The sequence below is a fragment of the Paractinoplanes abujensis genome, from assembly GCF_014204895.1.
Taxonomy (GTDB): domain Bacteria; phylum Actinomycetota; class Actinomycetes; order Mycobacteriales; family Micromonosporaceae; genus Actinoplanes; species Actinoplanes abujensis.
The window spans coordinates 7940725-7961287 of the sequence record NZ_JACHMF010000001.1 but is presented as its reverse complement, the minus strand read 5'-3'; the positions used below and the strand labels follow the sequence as shown (position 1 = coordinate 7961287).

Here is a 20563-nt window from a genome sequence, read left to right as displayed (position 1 = left end):
GGAGATCCGGGCCCTTTCACTACTGCGGACGTTTTCCGTAGTACGGCTTGATCACCTTACCGAGCTGCCTCTGGAGGCCGCGCAGCAAGCGGATGGTCCCCTCGTCGCTGCGCCCGGTCGTGGTCGACCACTCGTAGCCCGACCCGACGAGATCGCTGACGAAGACGACCTCGGTGGCCAGCAGGACCCGGGCCCAGTCGGCCGGGGACAGCGGCACGTCGTCGCGGATCGCGTGACTCAGCCGCCTCGACCCGGTGTAAAGGTCGGCGGCGTCGGCGAAGCCCATCGCGTACGCCATCTCGTCACTGCACCGGGCCGGTCCGCCCCACTCGCCGAGCGCCCGGATCAGCAGCGCGGTCTCGTCGTCGTTCAGGATCGCGGCCGGTCGCACGTCGGTCATCAGTTGAGTTCCTCCCAGTACTCCTCGAACGCGTCCGGGTCGCTCTTGCCCTTGAACACTGTGCCCCCGTCCGGGTGCATCGGGTCGTGAATCACGATCGTCCGGCCGTCCTTGCCCAGATAAGCCTTGCGCCCGCTGCCCAGATCCTTCGTCCGGGACGGGTTTGCCATCACGTCGTCGACCAGTTTCTCCAGATCCGCCTGCGACATGCCGGGGAACTCGGATCCGTGCTTGCCGTTGGCGTGCCCGCCTGCGATGTCCGGCGCGTACTCGCGGCGCTCGTCGTCGTCCATGCACCAGCCGCCGCCCCCCTGGGCCACGGCCGTCCGGGACGCCCCCTTGGCCGCCGCGGGGTTGGGCCGGATCGGGCAGGCCTGCGGCTCATCCGGGTTCTTCCGCTTGCGCGCCTTCTCCTTCAGTTCCTCGAGACGCTTCTTGGCCTTGTTGACGTCGTCCAGGAATTTCTTGATCTTCGGCGCGTGCTCGAGCAGCTTCTTGGCCATCTTGCCCGCCTTGAGCAGCCCGCCACCGGGTGCGAACGTCAGCGCCAGCGAAAGGCAGGCCGTCCAGTTGCGCTCCATGAAGCAGCCCTTGATGTCGCCCCACGGCGTGAGGTCGTCGATCAGGCCCGGGATCGCTTCCTTCAAATAGTCGAGCAGGTCCTTGCCGGCCATCTCCTCGAGCTGTTTGTACTCGTCCTCCTCGCCGCCGAGCAGCATGGCCAGCAGCTCGTCGCGTTCCGCGCCGGTGGGCGCCGAGCTCGTGCCCTCGACCAGCTCACGGCGGCGATCCAGCTCGCGCTGACGTTCCGCCTCCTCGGCCCGCTCGGCCGCCTGTTGGGCCTCGACCGCGTGCTGGAGGGCGCTCGACGCCGCGGCGGCGGCGCTGTCGGCGTAGGACTGGGCCCGGTCGGCCGCCCGCTTGGTGGCCGCGGCATCCGATTCGGCGCGGTCGGCCGCCCCGCGAGCAGCGGCCGCGTCGGCCTCGGCGGCCGAGGCCGCGCTGTTGGCCGCGTTGGCCTCGGCCTGTGCCTGCTGGGCGCTGCGCCCGGCGATCGCGGCGTCGCTGGCGGCCTCGTTGGCCGCCTGCCGTGCGGCCAGGGCGTCGGCCCGGGCTTGAGCGTCGGCGCGGGCAGCACCGGCCGCCGCGGCCCGGGCGGCTGCGCCGTCCGCGGCCGCCTGGGCGGCATATTTCTTGGCCTCGGCGGCCGAGGCGGCTGCGTCGGCCGCCGATCGGGCCGCCTGCGCGGCCGCGGTGAAGGCCGGCTTGACCTGCGCGTTGGCCCGGTCGGCGGCGGCCTCGGCCCGCTGCGCGGCGGTCAGCGCCTCCTCGGCGCGGGCCTGGGCCGCGGCTGCCTGCTCGGCGCCGATGGTCCGGGCCTGCTCGGCCACGAGCGCCACGAAGTCGGCGTCGATGTCGGCCCCGGTGAACGGCGAGACCATGGCGATCGCGGTGTTGGCCGGCTCGGCGATGCCGGCTGCCGAGTCCCGTGCCGCCGTGGCCGCCCGCACCGCCATCTCGGCCTGGGTCGCCGCCGCCACTGCCTCACTGGTGGCCGCCTCGGCCTCGGTTCTGGTCCGGTTGGCGGCCCACAGCGCTTGGACGGCCTCCTCGGCGGCCTGGTCACTGAGCCGGACCGCCGTCCGCGCGGCCTCTGCGGCCTTGGTCTCCTCGGCCGTGGCCACTGCCGCCTTGGCATCGGCGCGCACCCGTGCCGCATGGGTCGCCCGCGCGCTCGCCTCGGCGCTGTCGGCCGCCGCATCCGCCGCCGCGGCCGCCTGCCGCGCCCGCTTGGCCGCGACGGCCGCCCGGTCCGCGGCCTGCTGAGCCTGGGTGGCCGCGGCGCGCGCGTTGGCCGCCGCGCCGGTCGCTGTGTTGGCCGACGACCGGGCCGACCGGGCCGCGCCACTGGCCACCCCGACCTGCCGATCCGCCGCGTCGGCCTCCCGCTGCGCCGCGTCCCGCTCGGCGGCGCTGCCGGCCGCCGCGACTCCGGCCCGCATCGCCTGCGCGTAAGCCTTGGCGGTCTGCTCGTCGAGTTCGGCCTGGACGGCGGCGTCACGGGCCCGGCCCGCCTCGCTCTCCTTCTCCCACGCCCGGCCGGCGGCCGCCTGCGCGGCGGCGCTGGAGTTCTCGGCCTTCGAGCGTGCGGACGCCGCGACGGCGGCCTGGGCGTCGGCGTTGGCCCGCGCGTTGCGGGCCACGGCCGCCTGCCGCTCGGCCTCGGCCCGGTGCCGGGCCGCGGTGGCCCGCTCGGCCTCGGCGATCTGGCGCTGCCGCTTGGCCTCGGCCGCCTGCGCCTCGGCCGCTTCGCGGTGCCTACGGGTCTGTTCGGCCTGCGCCCATGACTTGGCCTCGGCCGCCTGAGCCTGCTCCCGGGCCTTCTTGGCGCGTGCGGCGGCCGTCTTGGCCGCGGCCGTCTGCTTGACCGCAGCGGCCGCCAGCTTGGCCGCCGCCTTGGCGTGCTCCTCGGCGTGCTGACGCCACTTGATCGCCTGCGCCGCGTGCGCCTCAGCCTTGGCCTGCGCGGTCTCGGCGTTGTTGGTGGCGATGGTCGCGTCGATCGCGAACTGTGCCGTCTGCGTGGCACCGACCGCCGCGGTCGCCGCCTCGCTCATGCCCTGCGCGATCAGCGACCACTCGGCGCCGTACTCGAGGCCGGTGGCGATCAGTACGTCGGCCGCCGACGACGCCGTCGCCGCCGCGATCGAGGCCTCCCGGGCCGCCGCCTGGGCGTAGCCGAGCTGCCGCTTCGCCTCGTTGTTGGCCGTCGTGAGGTCGGTCGCCTTCTGCGCCGCCGTGCCGCTGCCGTCGAGCACCCGCGAGGCGTGCCGGGCCGCGTTCGCCGTGGCCGCCATCGCGTTCGCCGCCCGCTGCAGCGCCCGGACGCCTTCACCGTGCGCGACCAGCATCTGCCGCCGCGCCACATTGGCCCGCTCGGAACGCTGGGCGAGGTCGGTCAGCTCCTCGGCCGCCTTGTTGCGCGCTTCGAGGTCCTTCAGATACTGCTCACGCTCCGCCGCGTCCTGCCGCGCGGCGGTGAGGTAGCCCGTGGCGAGGAAGGCCGTGATCGCCGCGTCGTCGCCCGCCAACGCGGCCTCGGCCGCCCGCTTGACGTTCGACTCCGGCGGCGCGGCCGCCGCCACCAGACCGACACGCTCACGCAACGTTGCCGCCCGCTCGGCCGCCGTCCGCGCCACCTGGGCGTCCCGGTCGCGGGCGATGCCGGCCCCGTAGGCCAGGAAGGCCGCACGATCGCTGTCGGTGCCGGCCAGCACCCGCTGCACCTCGGCGTTGAAATAGGCCCCGCCCGTCCCGGCCATGGCGCGGATCGTGGCCAGGTTGTCGGCCGCCTCCTGCTTCTTGCGGGCGGCGATCTGCTTCTCCAGGGCCGGCTTGTCGACCGTGGCGAACTTGAGGATGGTGGCCGGGTTACCGCCGGCCAGCGCGGCCAGGGCGGCGTCACGCACCTCGGGCTCGGGCGTGAACTCGGCCACGTCGGCGACCGCCTTGCGCCACCGCTCGTCAGTGGCCGACACACCGGTCGTGCCGTTCCACGTCTCGGTGATCAGCGGTGGCAGGTCGGGCACGGGCGGCGGGTCGGTCTCGGCTCGCGCGGCGGCCCGGCCCGGGAGCGGCGCCGCGGCGGCCGGTGGAGCGTGGAGATGAGTTCCGACGATCACGGCGGCCAGCGAGGCCATTGCCGCCGCCCGGAACCTCTGGGCAGATCTCACTAAATGCATCCCCGTTCAGCGTGCGACCCGGCGAACCGAACGGCCGCCGGGCACGGGGAATGACGATTGGCCACAGCAGTGCCCAACCCTCGTCTTCACAGCCCCCGTGGGCGCGACGATCGACCAATCACCCGGATCGATGGCTACGCGCCGCGGGCATTCAATCACACGATCAAGATCGTGGATGTCCACCGGGTCGCGGCGAGGACGAGAAAGGGATCACAGACGCGACGTGCCCGGCCTCCACGGAGGCCGGGCACGCGATGGAGCGGAGGATCAGGCGGTCTCGGTGATGGGCCGGTCGACCCAGCTCATCATGTCGCGCAGCTTCTTGCCGGTGACCTCGATCGGGTGCGCGGCACCCTGCTCGCGGTACTTGGTCAGCAGCGGGCGGCCGTTGTCGTCGTCCTCGATCAGCTGGCGGGTGAACTCGCCGGACTGGATGTCGGCCAGGATCCGCTTCATCTCCGCCTTGGTGTCGGCGTTGATGACACGCGGGCCACTGACGTAGTCACCGAACTCAGCCGTGTCGGACACGCTGTAGCGCATCCGGGAGATGCCGCCCTCGTACATGAGGTCGACGATCAGCTTGAGCTCGTGCAGGCACTCGAAGTACGCGATCTCGGGGGCATAGCCGGCCTCGGTGAGCACCTCGAAACCGGTCTGCACGAGCGCCGCGGTGCCACCGCAGAGCACGGCCTGCTCGCCGAAGAGGTCGGTCTCGGTCTCCTCTTTGAAGGTGGTCTTGATGACGCCGGCCCGGGCGCCACCGATCGCCTTGGCGTAGGAGAGCGCGAGCGCGAGACCGTCACCGGTCGGGTCCTGCTCGACGGCGACCAGACACGGCACGCCCTTGCCGTCCACGTACTGGCGGCGGACCAGGTGGCCGGGGCCCTTGGGGGCGACCATGGCCACTGTCACGTCGGCCGGCGGCTTGATCAGCTCGAACCGGATGTTGAGGCCGTGACCGAAGAAGAGGGCCTTGCCCGCGGACAGGTGGGGCGCGATCGACTCGGTGTAGATCTTGCGCTGAGCGGTGTCCGGCGCCAGGACCATGATCACGTCGGCCCAGGCGGACGCCTCGGCGGGCGTCTTGACCTCGAGGCCCTGCTCGGAGGCCTTGGCCCGGCTCTTGGAGCCCTCCTGCAGACCGACCACCACCTGGACGCCCGAGTCGCGCAGGGACAGCGAGTGGGCGTGGCCCTGGCTGCCGTACCCGATCACGGCGACCTTCTTACCCTGGATGATGCTCAGGTCGGCGTCGTCGTCGTAGAAAACTTCCGCGGTCATTTCTTTCCTTTTACTAGGCGGCGCGGAGCGCCGGGCCGGTGGTGATGGACCGGGAACCGCGGCCAATAGCCACGAGGCCCGACTGGACCATCTCTTTGATGCCGTACGGCTCGAGGTCGCGCAGCAACGCGTCCAGCTTGTCGGGGTTACCCGTGGCCTCGATCGTGAGGGTGTCCGGAGCGACGTCGATCACCCTCGCCCGGAACAGCTCGACCGTCTCGAGCACCTGGCTGCGCTGCGCACGATCGGCGCGCACCTTGACCAGCAGGAGCTCGCGCTGAACCGACTGCTGCGGGTCCAGCTCGACGATCTTGAGGACGTTCACCAGCTTGTTGAGCTGCTTGGTCACCTGCTCCAGGGGTGAGGAGTCGGCGTTGACCACGATCGTGATGCGGCTGACGTCGGGGTTCTCCGTCTCGCCGACCGCCAGGGAGTCGATGTTGAAGCCGCGCCGGGAGAACAGGCCACTGACCCGAGCAAGCACACTCGGCTTGTTCTCGACCAGCACGGACAAAGTGTGCTTGTTCATGATCAGAGGTCGTCCTCTTCGAATTCGGGACGCACGTCCCGGGCGAACATGATCTCGTCGTTGCTGGTGCCGGCCGCGACCATGGGCCAGACCATCGCGTCCTTGCCGACGGTGAAGTCGATGACCACCGGCGCGTCGTTGATCTCCATGGCCTGCTTGATGATCTTGTCGACGTCGTCCTTGGACTCGCAGCGCAACCCGACGCAGCCCAGCGCCTCAGCCAGCTTCACGAAGTCGGGGATGCGGTGCTTGTGCGTGCCCAGCTCGGTGTTGGAGTAGCGACCGTCGTAGAACAGGGTCTGCCACTGCCGGACCATGCCCAGATTGCCGTTGTTGATCACGGCGATCTTGACCGGGATGCCCTCCAGGGCGCAGGTCGCGAGCTCCTGGTTGGTCATCTGGAAGCAGCCGTCGCCGTCGATCGCCCAGACCGGGGTCTCCGGCCGGCCGACTTTGGCGCCCATCGCGGCGGGGACGGCGTATCCCATCGTGCCCGCGCCGCCCGAGTTGAGCCACGTGCCCGGCTTCTCGTACTTGATGAACTGCGAGGCCCACATCTGGTGCTGGCCGACACCCGCGCAGTAGATCGCGTCGGGCCCGACCAGCTCGCCGATCCGCTCGATCACGTACTGCGGGGCCAGCGAGCCGTCGGTCGGCTCCTCGTAGCCCAGCGGGTAGCGCTGACGCAGCTCGTTGAGCGTGGACCACCAGGGCTCGTACTGCCCGGCGCCCTCGGCCGTGGCCGACACCGCGGCGATCAGCTCGTCGATCACGTGCCGGGCGTCGCCCACGATCGGGACGTCGGCGTGCCGGTTCTTGCCGATCTCGGCCGGGTCGATGTCGGCGTGCACCACTTTGGCGTCCGGCGCGAACGAGTCGAGCTGACCGGTGACCCGGTCGTCGAAGCGGGCGCCCAGCGTGATCAGCAGGTCGGACTTCTGCAGCGCGTAGACCGCGGGGACGGTGCCGTGCATGCCGGGCATGCCCAGGTGCTGCGGGTGCGAGTCGGGGAACGCGCCCAGCGCCATCAGCGTCGTGACGACCGGGATGCCGGTCAGCTCGGCCAGCCGGCGCAGCCCGTCGGTGGCGTCGGCCTTGAGCACGCCGCCGCCCACGTAGAGCACCGGGCGCTTGGCCGCGGCGATCAGCCGGGCCGCCTCACGGATCTGCTTGCCGTGCGGGTGCAGGGTCGGGCGGTAGCCGGGCAGGTCGAGCGTCGGCGGCCAGGAGAACGTGGTCTGCGCCTGCTGCACGTCCTTCGGGATGTCGACCAGCACGGGCCCCGGCCGGCCGGTGGCGGCCAGGTGGAACGCCTCGGCCAGGATGCGCGGAAGTTCCTCGGGCGTCTGCACCAGGAAGTTGTGCTTGGTGATGGGCAGCGTGATGCCCTGGATGTCCGCCTCCTGGAAGGCGTCGGTGCCGATCGCGGGGCGGGAGACCTGACCGGTGATGGCGACGATCGGAACCGAGTCCATGTAGGCGTCGGCGATCGCGGTGACCAGGTTGGTCGCGCCCGGGCCGCTGGTCGCGATGCAGACGCCGACCTTGCCGGTGGCCTGCGCGTAACCGGTGGCGGCGTGGCCGGCGCCCTGCTCGTGCCGGACCAGGATGTGCCGCACCTTGGAGTCGAACAGCGGGTCGTACGCCGGCAGGATCGTGCCGCCGGGAATGCCGAACGCGACCTCGACCCCGAGCGCCTCGAGCGACCGCACGAGCGCGCCGGCGCCCGTGGTGGAAACCGGGGAGGCTACGGCCGGGGCCGAGGTGGCGGCCGCCGCGACAGTGGCCGGGTTGGCTCGGTGGGCGAGGGTCTCAGGAGTGGGTCTCGTCATGGCACTTCATACCTTTACGGGTTGGGCGTTCCGTTACTTGAGCAACAAAAAAGGCCCTCGTGCTGGGTAGCACGGGACCTAGCGCACTCTCGCCCACTCAGGGGGCTGGAGTGCGCTCACATAAGTACTCGGGACGCGAAGCACATGCCAGCCACCTTGCCGCATCTCAAGCCGTGAGTCAACTGATCCCACATTTTGATCATTCGCTCTCACCCGTGGGAGCCACGAACCCGGGATCGCTGGGCAACAACGCCCTGAGCTGCCGCATTCCGGGGCCGAGCATGACCACCTGGCTGCGCGCGGCGGCGTCGGCGGGCGGAGCCGAACGGGGTGCCGGCGCCGGGCGGCTGGACCCCTGCCGCAGCGTCTGCAACTGGGCCTCGAGATGCTCGGCGGGCACGCCCCATCCGAACAGTGAGCCCTGGCCCAGCCGGCAGCCCGCCTCCTCGACCGCGGCCCGTTGCGCCGGCGTGCCGATGCCCTCGGCCAGCACCTCCAGGCCCAGCCGGTGCCCCATCCGCACCACCACGTCGACCAGCGGCGCGGCCATGCCCGTACGGGACTCGGGTTCGGCGACCAGGGCCCGATCGATCTTGAGGATGTCGACCGGCAACGTGCGCAACTGGCCCAGCGACGAATAACCGGCGCCGAAGTCGTCGAGCGCGATCCGCACGCCGGTGGCCCGGAGCTCGGCCAGCCGGCTGATCAGCTCCTCCATGTCGGTGGCCACAGCGTGCTCGGTCACCTCGAGCACCAGCCGCTGCGGCGGCACGCCGTGCTGCTCGAGCACCTCGGCCACGTGCCCCGCGAAATCGGTGGAATGCAGCTCCTTGGGCGACAAGTTGACCGACACCCACACGTCGTGCCCGCGCGAGAGCCACTCGGCCAGCTGGATGCAGGCCTGCTCGAGCACCCAGGCGCCGACCCGGTTGATCAAACCCGACTCCTCAGCGACCGGGATGAACTCGTCGGGCCGCACCGACCCCAGCGTCGGGTGGTGCCAGCGCAACAGCGCCTCGGCGCCCACCGGCCGCATCGAGGGCAGCGCCACCACCGGCTGGAAGACAAGCCGCAGCTGGTCGCGGTCGATCGCGTGGCGCAGCTCGTTCTCCAGCGTGCCCCGGCGGCGCAGCAGCTCGTCGTAGCGGGCCTGATAGCGCTCGACCCGGTTCTTGCCGCGCTGCTTGGCGTAGCGCAACGCGAGATCGGCGTCGCGGATCAGCTCGCCGGTGTCCGCCGGGCTGAGCTGGTTGGAGTCGGCCACGCCGATGCTGGCCGACAGGAAAACCGCCAGACCGTCGACCTCGTACGGCTCCCCGAGCACCGCGAGCAGCCGATGCGCGGTGAGCATGGCCTCCTCCGCGTTGCCCCGCATGAGCACCGCGAACTCGTCGCCGCCGAGCCGGGCCGCCACGTCACCGTCCAGCAGGTTGCGCCGCACCCGCTCGCCGACCTCGGTCAGCACCGCGTCGCCGACGTCGTGCCCGCGCATGTCGTTGACCGTCTTGAAGCCGTCCAAGTCGATGCCGACCAGCACGCGCGAATCGCCGCCGGCGCGCAGGGCCCGCTGCAGGCCCCGGCGGTTGGCCAGACCGGTCAGCGGGTCGGTGTGGGCCAGCTCGCGGAAATGGGCCTCGCGCTCGCGCAGCTCGAGCGTGTAGCGCCGGACGTCACGCAGGGCCAGGAACTGCCGCCCGACCAGCGCGAAGCCCTCGACAGCGGCGCCCAGGAAGCCGTACAGGTCGAAATCGCCGCCCCGGACGAGGTGATAACCGAGCGCGCTGACCATGGCGACCATGGGCACGACCGCGTACGCCGTGTTGCGCTCGACGACGTCACCCACGACCTCGACCGGGCGGTCGGCCACCTTCACTGCCCGCGCGATCACGAACAGGCCCGCGGGCAGCATCAAGGCGCCCGCCAGCACCATGCCGTCCCGGTCCTGGCAGATGCCGCCGGCGATGGCCACTGCCGCGAACGACACGACTGTCACGCCGGCCGCCACCCGTACGGTGGTCAGCCGCGGGCGATGGGCGTGCAACGCCAGCACGATCGTGAGCCCGAGCGACACGACCGCGAAGCCGGCCGGGATCAGCACCGAAGGGCAGGCCATGGGAGCCGCGTCGCCCAGCAGGCGGGTCGGCTCGGCGAGCAGCACCCAGCCCACGAACCAGATCGCAGCCGCGATGACCAGGCCGTCGAGCAGGTGGCGGACGGCCGCGGCCGCGCTCTCGGCCGCGCCGGGCAGCACCGCCACCCCCACCAGCAGCATCAGCACGCCCAGGGCGGTGCCGCCGGCGACCGCCGAGCCCAGGCCCATGCGCGGCGGCGCGGCCGTGGTGAGAAGCACAGTGATCACGCCGGCCAGGGCGGCCGCGGTCGCCACGGCTCCCCCGGCGGCCAGAAGAAGATGGGCTCGACGAGCGGCACCGGTGTGTTTGCGACCGGAATCGCCCAGCAGGGCGACGGCCGGGACCGCGACCAGAAGGCTCGCCAGCCCGGCCAGCTCCACGCCGGACGGTGATTGCACGCGAACACTCTGCCTGATCCTGATCTATTTAAGTAGCCCCCGTGTCCCGTCTTGTGGACGCAATTGGCGGTCCTTACTTCTCCGAGTGGCACACTGAGGGGATGCCTGACCTGCGTTCCCGGACCTCGACCCACGGTCGGACCATGGCCGGCGCGCGTGCCCTCTGGCGCGCCACCGGGATGACCGACGACGACTTCGGCAAGCCCATCGTGGCCATCGCCAACAGCTACACCCAGTTCGTACCGGGTCATGTGCACCTCAAAGACCTCGGCGGCCTGGTCGCGGAGTCGATCGCCGAGGCCGGCGGGGTCGGCCGCGAGTTCAACACGATCGCGGTCGACGACGGCATCGCGATGGGCCACGGCGGCATGCTCTACTCGCTGCCCAGCCGCGAGCTGATCGCCGACGCGGTCGAATACATGGTCAACGCGCACTGTGCCGACGCCCTGGTCTGCATCTCGAACTGCGACAAGATCACCCCCGGCATGCTGATCGCCGCGCTGCGGCTCAACATCCCGACCGTGTTCGTCTCGGGCGGCCCGATGGAGGCCGGCAAGACGGTCGCCATCGAGGGCGTCGTGCACGAGAAGCTCGACCTGGTCGACGCGATGAGCGCCAGCGCCAACGAGAACGTGACCGACGCGCAGCTCGACACCATCGAGCGCTCGGCCTGCCCGACCTGCGGTTCCTGTTCCGGCATGTTCACCGCCAACTCGATGAACTGCCTGACCGAGGCGATCGGCCTGTCGCTGCCGGGCAACGGCTCGACGCTGGCCACGCACGCCTCCCGTAAGGCGCTGTTCGAGAAGGCGGGCTCGCTGATCGTCGAGATCGCCAAGCAGTACTACGAGGAGAACGACGAGTCGGTGCTGCCCCGCAGCATCGCCAACCGCTCCGCCTTCGAGAACGCGGTCGCGCTCGACGTGGCGATGGGCGGCTCGACCAACACCGTGCTGCACCTGCTGGCCGCCGCGCGCGAGGCCGAGATCGACTTCTCGGTGGCCGACATCGACGCGATCTCGCGCCGGGTGCCGTGCCTGGCCAAGGTCGCGCCGAACAGCCCGAAGTACCACATGGAGGACGTGCACCGGGCCGGTGGCATCCCCGCGCTGCTGGGCGAACTCAACCGCGGCGGCGTGCTCAACACCGACGTCCGCTCGGTCCACTCCCCCGACCTGACCTCCTGGCTGGACGAGTGGGACATCCGCGGCGGAGCGCCTTCGGCCGCGGCTCTGGAGCTGTTCCACGCGGCGCCGGGCGGGGTGCGTACGACGCAGCCGTTCAGCACCACCAACCGCTGGGCAACCTTGGATGTCGACGCCGAGAACGGGTGCATCCGCTCGATCGACCACGCCTACACGGTCGACGGCGGCCTGGCCATCCTCTTCGGCAACCTCGCCCCCGACGGCTGCGTGGTCAAGACGGCCGGCGTCGACGAGACCCTGTGGAAGTTCACCGGCCCCGCCCGCGTCTTCGAGTCGCAGGACGCCGCGGTCGACGGCATCCTCGGCAAGCAGGTCGTCGAGGGCGACGTCGTGATCATCCGTTACGAGGGCCCGCGCGGTGGCCCCGGCATGCAGGAGATGCTCTACCCCACGTCGTTCCTCAAGGGCCGCGGCCTCGGCAAGGCGTGCGCCCTGATCACCGACGGCCGCTTCTCCGGCGGCACGAGCGGCCTGTCCATCGGCCACGTCTCCCCCGAGGCGGCCGCGGGCGGCCTGATCGCCCTGGTCGAAACCGGCGACGAGATCAGCATCGACATCCCCGGCCGTGGCATCACCCTGCACGTCGACGACGAAACCCTGGCCCAGCGCCGCCACGAGCAGGAGCGGCGCCCCAAGCCGTACACCCCGCTCGACCGGCAGCGCCCGGTGTCAGCGGCCCTGCGCGCCTACGCCTCCATGGCCACCAGCGCCAGCGACGGCGCGTACCGCAAGGTCCCGGAGTAGAAAACCCGAACGCAGCCGAGGCCACGCACCGACCGGGTGCGTGGCCTCGGCCGTTCCACCACGCCCTTCGCTCCGGACGGGCCGCACTTCGAGCGCACGCTCGTCGTGCCGGGCCCGCTCGACAGGGACGCCACCGAGATCCGGACGATCACGTCAGTGGAGTGAGCCGATGACGGCCGGTGTGCCCAGCGTGATGTCGTGGGCCGCGTGGTCGCCGGTCAGCTCGACCCGCGTCGCCACCGGTGCGTGTCCGCTGGCCGCCACCGTGTACACCCCCGGCGGCAGATCGCACAGCTCGTAACGGCCCTCGTGATCGGTCGTGGCCGCCCCCGCGACCCGCCCATGACGGTCCACGGCCACCACCGACGCCTCCGGGATCGGGTGCCCCGAGCCGGCCGCCCGTACGTTGCCGGTCAGCACCCCGCCCACGGCCAGCGTCAGGTCCACCGGGCCGGGCTCGTTGGGCGACACCGCCCGCGAGGCCGGCCGCGCGTGGGCCGCGGTGGCCGTCAGTGTGTACTCCGGCCCGTCCAGTCCGGGCAGCTGATAACGCCCGTCCGCCCCGGCCGTCGTGGTCGCCACGACTTCGCCCTTCGTGTTGGTCAGCGTCAGCGTCGCGCCGGGCAGCCCGCGGCCCGCCCGATCGGTGACGCGCCCGGTGATCTGCCCGGCGCCGGCCAGCGACAGCACCCGCCTTATCTCACCGGCGGCCACGTTGATCACGGCGGCCGCGGGCTGGTGCCGGTCGGCCGCGCAGATGAGCAGGAACGAGCCACCGGTGTGCAGCACCATCCGGTACGTGCCGTCCGCACCGGTCACCGCGCGGGCCAGCTGCTGCCCGCCGAAGTCGGTGATCGTGAGGGTGGCCCCGGGCAGCGGCAGGCCGCCGGGGCCGTCGATCCGGCCGCGCACCACCGCGTCCCCGGGCCCGGTCGGCTCGTCGAGGGCGGTGGCGTCGTCGGGCAGCGTGGCAGTTTCCATGTCGGGCGTCCGTTCGAGGCAGGGCCCGGTGTCGAACAACCGGGCGAGGTCGGCGTCAAGGTCGGCCAGGTCGGCATGAGCGAGGGCATGTTCCTGCGGGGTGGGAGCCGGCCCGCCCCGCAGCGGCCGGTCCCAGCACCCTCGCCGAGCCGGCCACGGCCAGGAAAAAGCTCCGGTAGCGGGCCTGTTCACGGGGCGGCACGAGGTCGCCCAGGATAGCCAGGGCCAGCGAGAACAGCCCTCCCGCGCCCAACCCCTGCACCGCCCGGAACGCGGCCAGCTGATACATCGACCCGGCGAACGCACACGCCGCCGAGCCCACCACGAAGATCGAGATGGCCGCGAGAAAGATCCGTTCACGGCCGTAGATGTCGGAGAGCTTGCCGTGGAGCGGGGTCGAGATCGTCACGGTGATCAGGTAGGCCGTGGTCACGCAGGCCTGCACGCTGAGCCCGTGCAGGTCGTCGCCGATCGTCCGGATGGCCGCGGTGACGATCGTCTGGTCGAGCGCGGCCAGGAACATGCCGAGCATCAGCCCGGCGAGCACCTCGAGGGTCTGCCGGTGGCTCCTCTGCTCAGCGGTGCTCACGCATCGAGCAACGACGCGACCCCGGCGTAAGTTGCCCTCCGGGAAAGATCAAATTCGGATCGCTACCGGTCACGCCCCATCGACTTGCCCTCGACCCAGCACGCCTGCGCAGACGTGTTGTCCTGGGACGCCCCGGCCCGCGACCGCACCGCCTCGAGCGACGCCGACTCGCCCGCCGCCGCCCAGAACTGCCACCGAGGCGGCGTCGGCCACGAGCAGCACCCCGCCCACGCCGTCGGCCCACCCGAACGGCTCCGACCCGAGCGGCACCGCGGCCACCTCCGTGCCCGGCTGGCCCGCGTGCCAGGTCTCGATAACGGTGCTGATGCTGACGGCAGCTGCGGCGTGGATTCAGCGACACCGGCTCAGGACGGAGCCCAAGTCGCCGTCGGGGCCGGTTGGCCAGATCTCCGCGGAGACCTCGGGCGCGGGGGTGGGCGCCACGGTCGGTCCTGAGTAGAGAGACGCTAGGACGACGGCGGTCAGGACGCTGCTGGTCAGGTGCGCATCAGACCCGAAAAGACATGCCCGGCCGGCGCCGGACCGACTCGGCGAACTCGGTGCATCTCCTCACGGACCCGCGGTGCCCGAGCCGAACCGGAAAGGAGAACCCCGGTCGGCGTTCCCGGGTGCCGCCAAACCGACAGCCGCCGCAGACAAGGCCCTCCCACCCGAGTGCCGCCAGACCGACAGCGACGCCGACATGACCATGCCACCCGAGTGCCGCCGAACCGACAACACCGCGAATACGGCCCTCCCGCCCGGGGGTCGCCACCCTAAAAAAGCGTATCGAATCCGGGCGGGGGGAAACGGGTTATCCACAATCCGGGGTTGTCCACAGGGTCTAAGCGATCACCGCGTCGACCCCATATCGTTCACGCATCGCAGGACCGGGCGGCTCGTCAGGGCGGCCTCGTCGAGCGGCTCCGGGGAGGCGATCGTGAAGGTGGCCGACTCGCCGGGCAGGACGGTGACTGCCGCGCGGTCCGGGGTGGCGGCTGGGTTCAGACGGTCGGGGAAGAGGGTGAGGGAGCGCAGGATCGTCGACGCGTGCACGGTCACCGTGGTGGTGTCGCCGGCCCGCGACACCGAAGTGGTGAAGTCGGCGCGAGGCCACGGGATGTCCTTGTCGGACGCCCAGAACCACGTCGTGCCGGTGTCGGTGGCCAGCAGTTCGGTGCGCGGGTCGCCGGGCGTGGCCACGTCGGCCGGGAGTGTCAGCGTCACCGACGAGCCGGGGGCGACGGTGGCCGACGCGTGGAAGGTGGCCAGCACGTCGCCGGTCAGGTTGCGGCGGGTCACGGTGGTGCCGAAGGTCCAGGGCGTGCGGCCGTCGTTGACCGCGACCAGGGCCGGGGCACCGTCGGGCGGGAAGACCGCGCCGGGCTCGATGTCGGTGAGCGGACCTCCGGCGGTGAGCGGGGCACCCGTACGGGGCTGGAACGTCAGCAGCCGATCGGCGTAGGCGTCGCGCAGGGCGTACCAGAGGGGCTTCTTGCGGCCGTCGCCGTCGACCGCGGCCCACGACGTGACCGGCCAGCAGTCGTTGAGCTGCCACATGATCGTGCCGGTGCAGAGCGGGCTCAGCGAGCGGAAGTGCTCGATGCCGAAGGCCAGCGCGCGGGCCTGGTTGAGCTGGGTCAGATAGTGCCAGTCGTCGAAGCTCGCATGAGCCGGCATGTGGTTGGCCAGACCGCGGGCCAGCTTGTGGTCGCCGCCGATGGCCTTCTGGTGGTGGGCCATGCCGGGCGAGTCGGGCGCGAGCACGTCGTCGGAGATCGCGCGGCGCAGGGTGGCGTATGTGGGCGGGGCCTGGAAACCGAACTCGGCCACGAAGCGCGGGCGGTAGGCGGCGTATTTCGTGTAGTCGTCGGTGTTCCACACGTCCCAGATGTGGGTGGTGCCGTAGGCCGGGTCGTTGGGGTAGCGGTCGGGGCTGCCCGAGTAGGGGCTGCCGGGCCAGTACGGGCGGGTCGGGTCGAGTTCGCCGACGATCCGAGGGAGCAGGTCGTAGTAGAAACCAGCGCCCCACGTGCGCCCGTTCAGCGCGGGCTTCCAGTCCCAGTCCTCGTGGCCCCACAGATTTTCGTTGTTGCCGGTCCACACGACGAGGCTCGGGTGCGACGCCAGCCGCACGACGTTCTCGCGCGCCTCGGCCTCGATCTCGGAGCGGAACGGCTCCTCCTCGGGGTAGGCCGCGCAGGCGAACAGGAAGTCCTGCCCGACCAGGAAGCCCATCTCGTCGGCGAGTTCGTAGAAGTCCTCCGACTCGTAGCGGCCGCCGCCCCACACGCGCAGATAGTTGACGTTGGCCTCGGCCGCCTGCCGGAACCGGGCGGCCAGCCGGTCGCGGGTGATCCGGTCGGCGAAGACGTCGTCGGGGATCCAGTTGATTCCCCGTACGAAAATCGGCTCGTCGTTGATCACAACGGTGAACCCGCCGTCGGCCGTGTCGACGCGCGCGGAGCGGAAGCCGATCTTGCGGGACCAGGAGTCGAGCCGCTCGGAGCCGGACGAGAGGGTGACGTCCAGGTCGTAGAGCGGCTGGTCGCCGTAACCCCGCGGCCACCACAGATCGGGGTCGTCGACGGTGAGGATCAGCAACGCCTCGATGCCGTCGACGGTGGCCTGCGCGGTCCGTCCACCGACCGAGGCAGTGATCTTGACGGGGCTCTCCACGAGGCGTTCGAGGCGGACCCGCAGCTCGACCCGTCCCACGCCACCGGTCACCGTGACCTGGGGCCGCACCTCGGCCAGCCGGGCGGTCGACCAGGTCTCGAGCCCGATCGGCTGCCAGATGCCGGCCGTCACGAGCGTCGGGCCCCAGTCCCACCCGAAGTTGCAGGCCTGCTTACGGATGAAGTTGAACGGCTCGTCATACGCGTTGGGGCGCGCCCCCAGCCGGTCGCGCTGCCCCTCGGCGTACGAGTAAGCGCTCTTGAACGTGACCTTCAGATCGTTGTCCCCGTCGACCAGCAGCGAGCTGACGTCGAAACGGTAACCGCGGTGCATGTTGGCCGTCTCACCGATGACTTCGCCGTTGAGCTCGACGGCCGCGACGGTGTCGAGGCCGGCGCAGACCAGGTCGGTGCGCCCGCCGGGAGTGGCGGTGAAAGACGTCGAGTACTCCCATTCCGTACGCCCGATCCAGCCCAGCCGGGTCTCGTTGGCGTCCAGGTACGGGTCGTCGATCCGCCCGGCCCGCAGCAGGTCGGTGTGCACGCATCCGGGCACGGCGGCCGGAACACCGGAAATGTCGCCTCCGGTGAGGGTCCAGCCTTCGTGCAGGGGTCGGTACGAGGTCACGGTTCTCCTTCTGCGGGCCTGACGACAACGCGTACGGGCCTGTCAACAAACGCGGATCAGGACTTCACGGCGCCTTCCATGATCCCTCGTACGATCTGCCGTCCGCCGATCAACAGCAGGACGATCAGGGGAACTGTGGCGATGAACGCACCCGCCAGCACCCGCCGGTAGATCACGTAGTTGCCGCTGGCCAGGTCGGACAGGGCGACCATCGAGGTCGGGAAGTCGGTGCCGTTGAGCTGGATCAGCGGCCACTGGAAGTCGTTCCAGGCCATCACGAACGTGAGCAGGCCCAGCACGGCCAGCGCCGGACGGATCGCCGGGAGCACGATGTTCCAGTAGACGCGCATGTTCAGCGCCCCGTCGATGCGGGCCGACTCGACCAGCTCGTCGGGCACGGCGTGCGCGATGAACTGCCGCATGTAGAAGACGCCGAACGCGCTGACCAGCCCGGGCGCGATGACCGCGAGCAGGGTGCCGTTCCAGCCGAGCTTGCCCATCACGATGTAGAGGGCGACGATGCCGAGCTGGCTGGGCACGGTAAGCGTCAGCACGACCACGACCATCAGCGCGTTGCGGCCGCGGAAGCGCAGCTTGGCGAACGCGAAGCCGGCCAGTGAGCAGAAGAACAGCGTGGCCAGGGTGATCACTGACGACACGATCACGCTGTTGATCAGCGAGGCCGCGAAGAAGACCTCGTTGAGCGTGAACACCTCGTTGGCGTTGGTCCAGAACTCGCCGCCGGGAAGAATCGACGGCGGGATCTGGGCCACGGCTTCGTCGGTGCTCGTCGAGATGACGAACATCCAGTAGACCGGGAAGGCCGAGAACAGCAGCACAACCACGAGGGCCGCGTACGTCAGCCAGGTGCCCCGGGTGTCCTGAGGGGCGCGATTCACGTACGTCTTGGTCATCGGTCGCCTCCGATGCGCCGGGTGAGCAGGGTGTTGACGCCGGCGACGATCAGGATGATCAGGAACAGCGCCCAGGACATGGCGGCCGCGTACCCGAGGTCGAGGTCCTTCCAGCCGACCTTGTAGATGAGCTGGGCGATCGTCTGGAACTGGTGGGCCGAGCCGCCGCTGGCCGACTGCGGGTTCTCGTCGAACATCATCGGCTCGTTGAACAGCTGCAGGCCGCCGATGGTGGACAGGATCACGGTGAACACCACGACCGGCTGGATCATCGGCACGGTGATCCGCCACAACTGCCGCCACGCGCCGGCCCCGTCCACGGCCGCCGCCTCGTACACGTCCTTGGGAATGGCCTGCATCGCCGACAGGTAGAGCAGGGCGTTGTAGCCGATCCACTTCCAGTTGACCATCGTGGCGATGGCGATCCAGGCGCTCCACTTCTGCGCCCGCCAGTCGAGCGGGGTCTCCTCCCCGAAGCCGACCAGCGACAGGAACCAGTTGGCCATGCCGTTGTCGCGGGCGAAGAAGATCGCGAAGACCAGGGTGGAGGCGACAACCGGGGTCAGGTACGGCAGCAGGATCCCGATCCGCCAGAAGGTGTTGCCGCGCAGCTTGCGGTTGAGCAGGTTCGCGATGATCAGGGCGAGCAGCAGCTGCGGCACGGTGGAGAGGATGAAGATGCCGAACGTGTTGCCCAGCGCGTTCCAGAAGTCCTCATCGGACAGCAGGCGCTCGAAGTTCGCGAAACCCGCCCAGCCGGTCAGCGTCGGGTCGTCCAGCCGCCAGTTCCGCACCGCGACGATCCCGTTGAAGACCAGCGGGAAGACGCCGAAAATGCCGAACAGGATGAAGAACGGGGAGATGAAAACGTACGGGATGGTCTTGTTGTCGAACCGGTAGAGCCAGCTCCTGGTCTTGACCTTCTTCGGCGGCGGGGCGGGTCGATGCGACGCCGGCCGGAGCTCTGTGAGGGACACGGCCTTCTCCTAGGGAAGAGCGGGGCGGCATGACGCCGCCCCGCCTGGCTGAACCGATCAGGCCTTGCCGGTCTTGGCGACCTTTTCGGCCTGCTTGACCGCTTCGGCCCACGCCGCATCCGACTTGAGCCCGCCCTGCTGCACCCGGGTGATGACGTTCTCCACCGCCACGCGGGTCGGGCCGTTCTTCTTGCCCAGGTACTGCGGCTTGAGGTTGGCCGCGGTGGCCGCGAAGATCTGGCCGGTGGGCGCGTTGCTCATGAACTCCTTCTTGTAGTCCAGCACCGCCGGGTCCTTGTAGAGGTCGGGCTGCGAGGGCAGGTTGCCGACCGTCTTGAAGACCTCGATCTGCTGCTCCGGCTGGACCATCCACTTCACGAAGTCGGTGGCGGCGTCGATGTTCTTGCCCTGCGACGGAACGGTCCACCAGGAGCCGCCCCAGTTGCCGCCGCCGCCCGGGATCGCGGCGATGTCCCACTTGCCCTTCTGGTCGGGCGCGGTCTCCTGGATGTGGCCCAGCATCCACGCCGGGCAGGCCAGCACGGCGAACTGGTCCTTCTTGAAGCCCTGGTTCCAGTTGGGCTGGAAGCTCGCGAGGTTGGCCGAGATGCCGGCGTCGATCGCCTTCATGCTCACGTCGAACGCGACCTTGGGGCCACCGTTCATCTGCAGCTGTTCCTGGTCGTCGTAGAAGCCGACCGGCTGCTGGGCGAGCACGGGGTTGAACATGTTGGTGCCGGAGTCGACGAACTTCTTGCCGGTCTTGGCCACGTACTGCTTACCGACCTCGATGAACTGGTCCCAGTTGGTCCACAGCTTCGAAACCTGTTCGCGGTCGGTGGGCAGGCCGGCCGCCTTGAACAGGTCGGAGCGGTAGCACATGGCCAGGCCGCCGACGTCGGTGCCGAGGCCGATCTGCTTGCCGTCGGCCGACATGGACGCCTTCCACTTCCAGTCCAGGTACTTCGACTCGAATTCGCCGGCGCCCTTGTCGAGCAGGTTGACGAACTTGTCGGACTGGTTACGGAACTGGACGATGAAGCCCTCGTCGACCGCCGAGATGTCCGGCGCGCCGGTGCCCGCGACCAGCTTCTTCTGCAGGTCCTCGTGCTGGGCGTTGAACTCGCCGGTGTTCAGCACGATCTTGACGTTCGGGTGGGCCTTCTCGTAGTCGGCCTTCAGCTTGTCCAGGCCCATGTCACCCCAGAAGGCAACCTTCAGCGTGACCTGCTCGCCGCTGCCGCCCTCGGTCTCGTTGCTGCTCTCGAGGTCACGACCACTGCATCCCGCAATCACCAAGGTTGCCGCAAGGCCGGCCGCGACCGCGCTCAAAGTCCGTCTCATGTGTTGCCTCCACTGCCGGAGAGAGTTAACTGAACCGGGTAAGTTGTGGAGACGTTAAGCCGCCCCTCGATGACTGTCAATACCGTGTTACATCGGTGATCTGGCACCGTTGTCAGTGCTTGTTAAGCGGCTAAAAACGGACGTATGCCGTGATGGCTGTTTACAAAGTGGGGTGTGGTGGCCAACAC

At 70.2% G+C, this 20563-nt stretch carries 12 protein-coding genes and 1 pseudogene; 1 reads left to right on the top strand and 12 read right to left on the bottom strand.

Annotated features, from left to right (window positions below):
- Nucleotides 1-19: 19 nt before the first annotated feature.
- From BKA14_RS36640 to BKA14_RS36615, 6 genes and pseudogenes are all read right to left on the bottom strand, one after another.
- Nucleotides 20-400 carry a hypothetical protein gene (locus BKA14_RS36640; protein ID WP_184955323.1) on the bottom strand — a complete coding sequence of 127 codons (381 nt, stop codon included), beginning with the start codon at nucleotides 398-400 and terminating at the stop codon, nucleotides 20-22.
- Complete coding sequence (locus BKA14_RS36635) at nucleotides 400-4134, bottom strand: ALF repeat-containing protein (protein ID WP_184955322.1); 3735 nt, start codon at nucleotides 4132-4134, stop codon at nucleotides 400-402. The genes BKA14_RS36640 and BKA14_RS36635 overlap by 1 nt, the downstream gene beginning before the upstream one ends.
- 276 nt (nucleotides 4135-4410) lie before the next feature.
- Nucleotides 4411-5424, bottom strand: coding sequence for a ketol-acid reductoisomerase (ilvC, locus tag BKA14_RS36630; protein WP_184955321.1), 1014 nt, complete (start codon nucleotides 5422-5424; stop codon nucleotides 4411-4413).
- A gap of 13 nt (nucleotides 5425-5437) precedes the next feature.
- On the bottom strand, nucleotides 5438-5953 hold the full coding sequence (gene ilvN, locus BKA14_RS36625) for an acetolactate synthase small subunit (RefSeq protein WP_184955320.1): 516 nt from the start codon (nucleotides 5951-5953) through the stop codon (nucleotides 5438-5440).
- A 2-nt stretch (nucleotides 5954-5955) separates the two neighbouring features.
- Complete coding sequence (locus BKA14_RS36620; protein WP_184955319.1) at nucleotides 5956-7785, bottom strand: acetolactate synthase large subunit; 1830 nt, start codon at nucleotides 7783-7785, stop codon at nucleotides 5956-5958.
- Nucleotides 7786-8017: 232 nt separating this feature from the next.
- A pseudogene (locus BKA14_RS36615) lies at nucleotides 8018-10315 on the bottom strand (putative bifunctional diguanylate cyclase/phosphodiesterase); the annotation flags it as partial.
- Nucleotides 10316-10416: 101 nt separating this feature from the next.
- Between BKA14_RS36615 and ilvD the strand changes: the two are divergent.
- A complete protein-coding gene (gene ilvD, locus BKA14_RS36610) occupies nucleotides 10417-12264 on the top strand; it encodes a dihydroxy-acid dehydratase (protein WP_184955318.1) in 1848 nt (615 codons plus the stop codon).
- Nucleotides 12265-12417: 153 nt separating this feature from the next.
- Here the strand turns inward: ilvD and BKA14_RS45360 are convergent, their stop codons facing one another.
- From BKA14_RS45360 to BKA14_RS36580, 6 genes are all read right to left on the bottom strand, one after another.
- Complete coding sequence (locus BKA14_RS45360) at nucleotides 12418-13245, bottom strand: MSCRAMM family protein (protein WP_184955317.1); 828 nt, start codon at nucleotides 13243-13245, stop codon at nucleotides 12418-12420.
- Nucleotides 13246-13300: 55 nt separating this feature from the next.
- Nucleotides 13301-13834 (bottom strand): MFS transporter, encoded by a 534-nt coding sequence (locus BKA14_RS45355; protein WP_308441158.1) that lies wholly within the window; start codon nucleotides 13832-13834, stop codon nucleotides 13301-13303.
- Between the two features lie 852 nt (nucleotides 13835-14686).
- Nucleotides 14687-17140 (bottom strand): glycoside hydrolase family 2 protein, encoded by a 2454-nt coding sequence (locus BKA14_RS36595; protein ID WP_184955316.1) that lies wholly within the window; start codon nucleotides 17138-17140, stop codon nucleotides 14687-14689.
- Nucleotides 17141-17196: 56 nt separating this feature from the next.
- Nucleotides 17197-18054: a carbohydrate ABC transporter permease gene (locus tag BKA14_RS36590; protein WP_184955315.1), complete on the bottom strand. Its 858-nt coding sequence runs from the start codon at nucleotides 18052-18054 to the stop codon at nucleotides 17197-17199.
- Nucleotides 18051-19031, bottom strand: coding sequence for a carbohydrate ABC transporter permease (locus BKA14_RS36585; RefSeq protein ID WP_184955314.1), 981 nt, complete (start codon nucleotides 19029-19031; stop codon nucleotides 18051-18053). Before BKA14_RS36585 ends, BKA14_RS36590 begins: the two co-directional genes overlap by 4 nt.
- Nucleotides 19032-19088: 57 nt before the next feature.
- The gene (locus tag BKA14_RS36580; protein ID WP_184955313.1) at nucleotides 19089-20375 is read right to left on the bottom strand and encodes an ABC transporter substrate-binding protein; all 1287 of its coding nucleotides are present in this window, start codon (nucleotides 20373-20375) and stop codon (nucleotides 19089-19091) included.
- Nucleotides 20376-20563 lie beyond the last annotated feature (188 nt).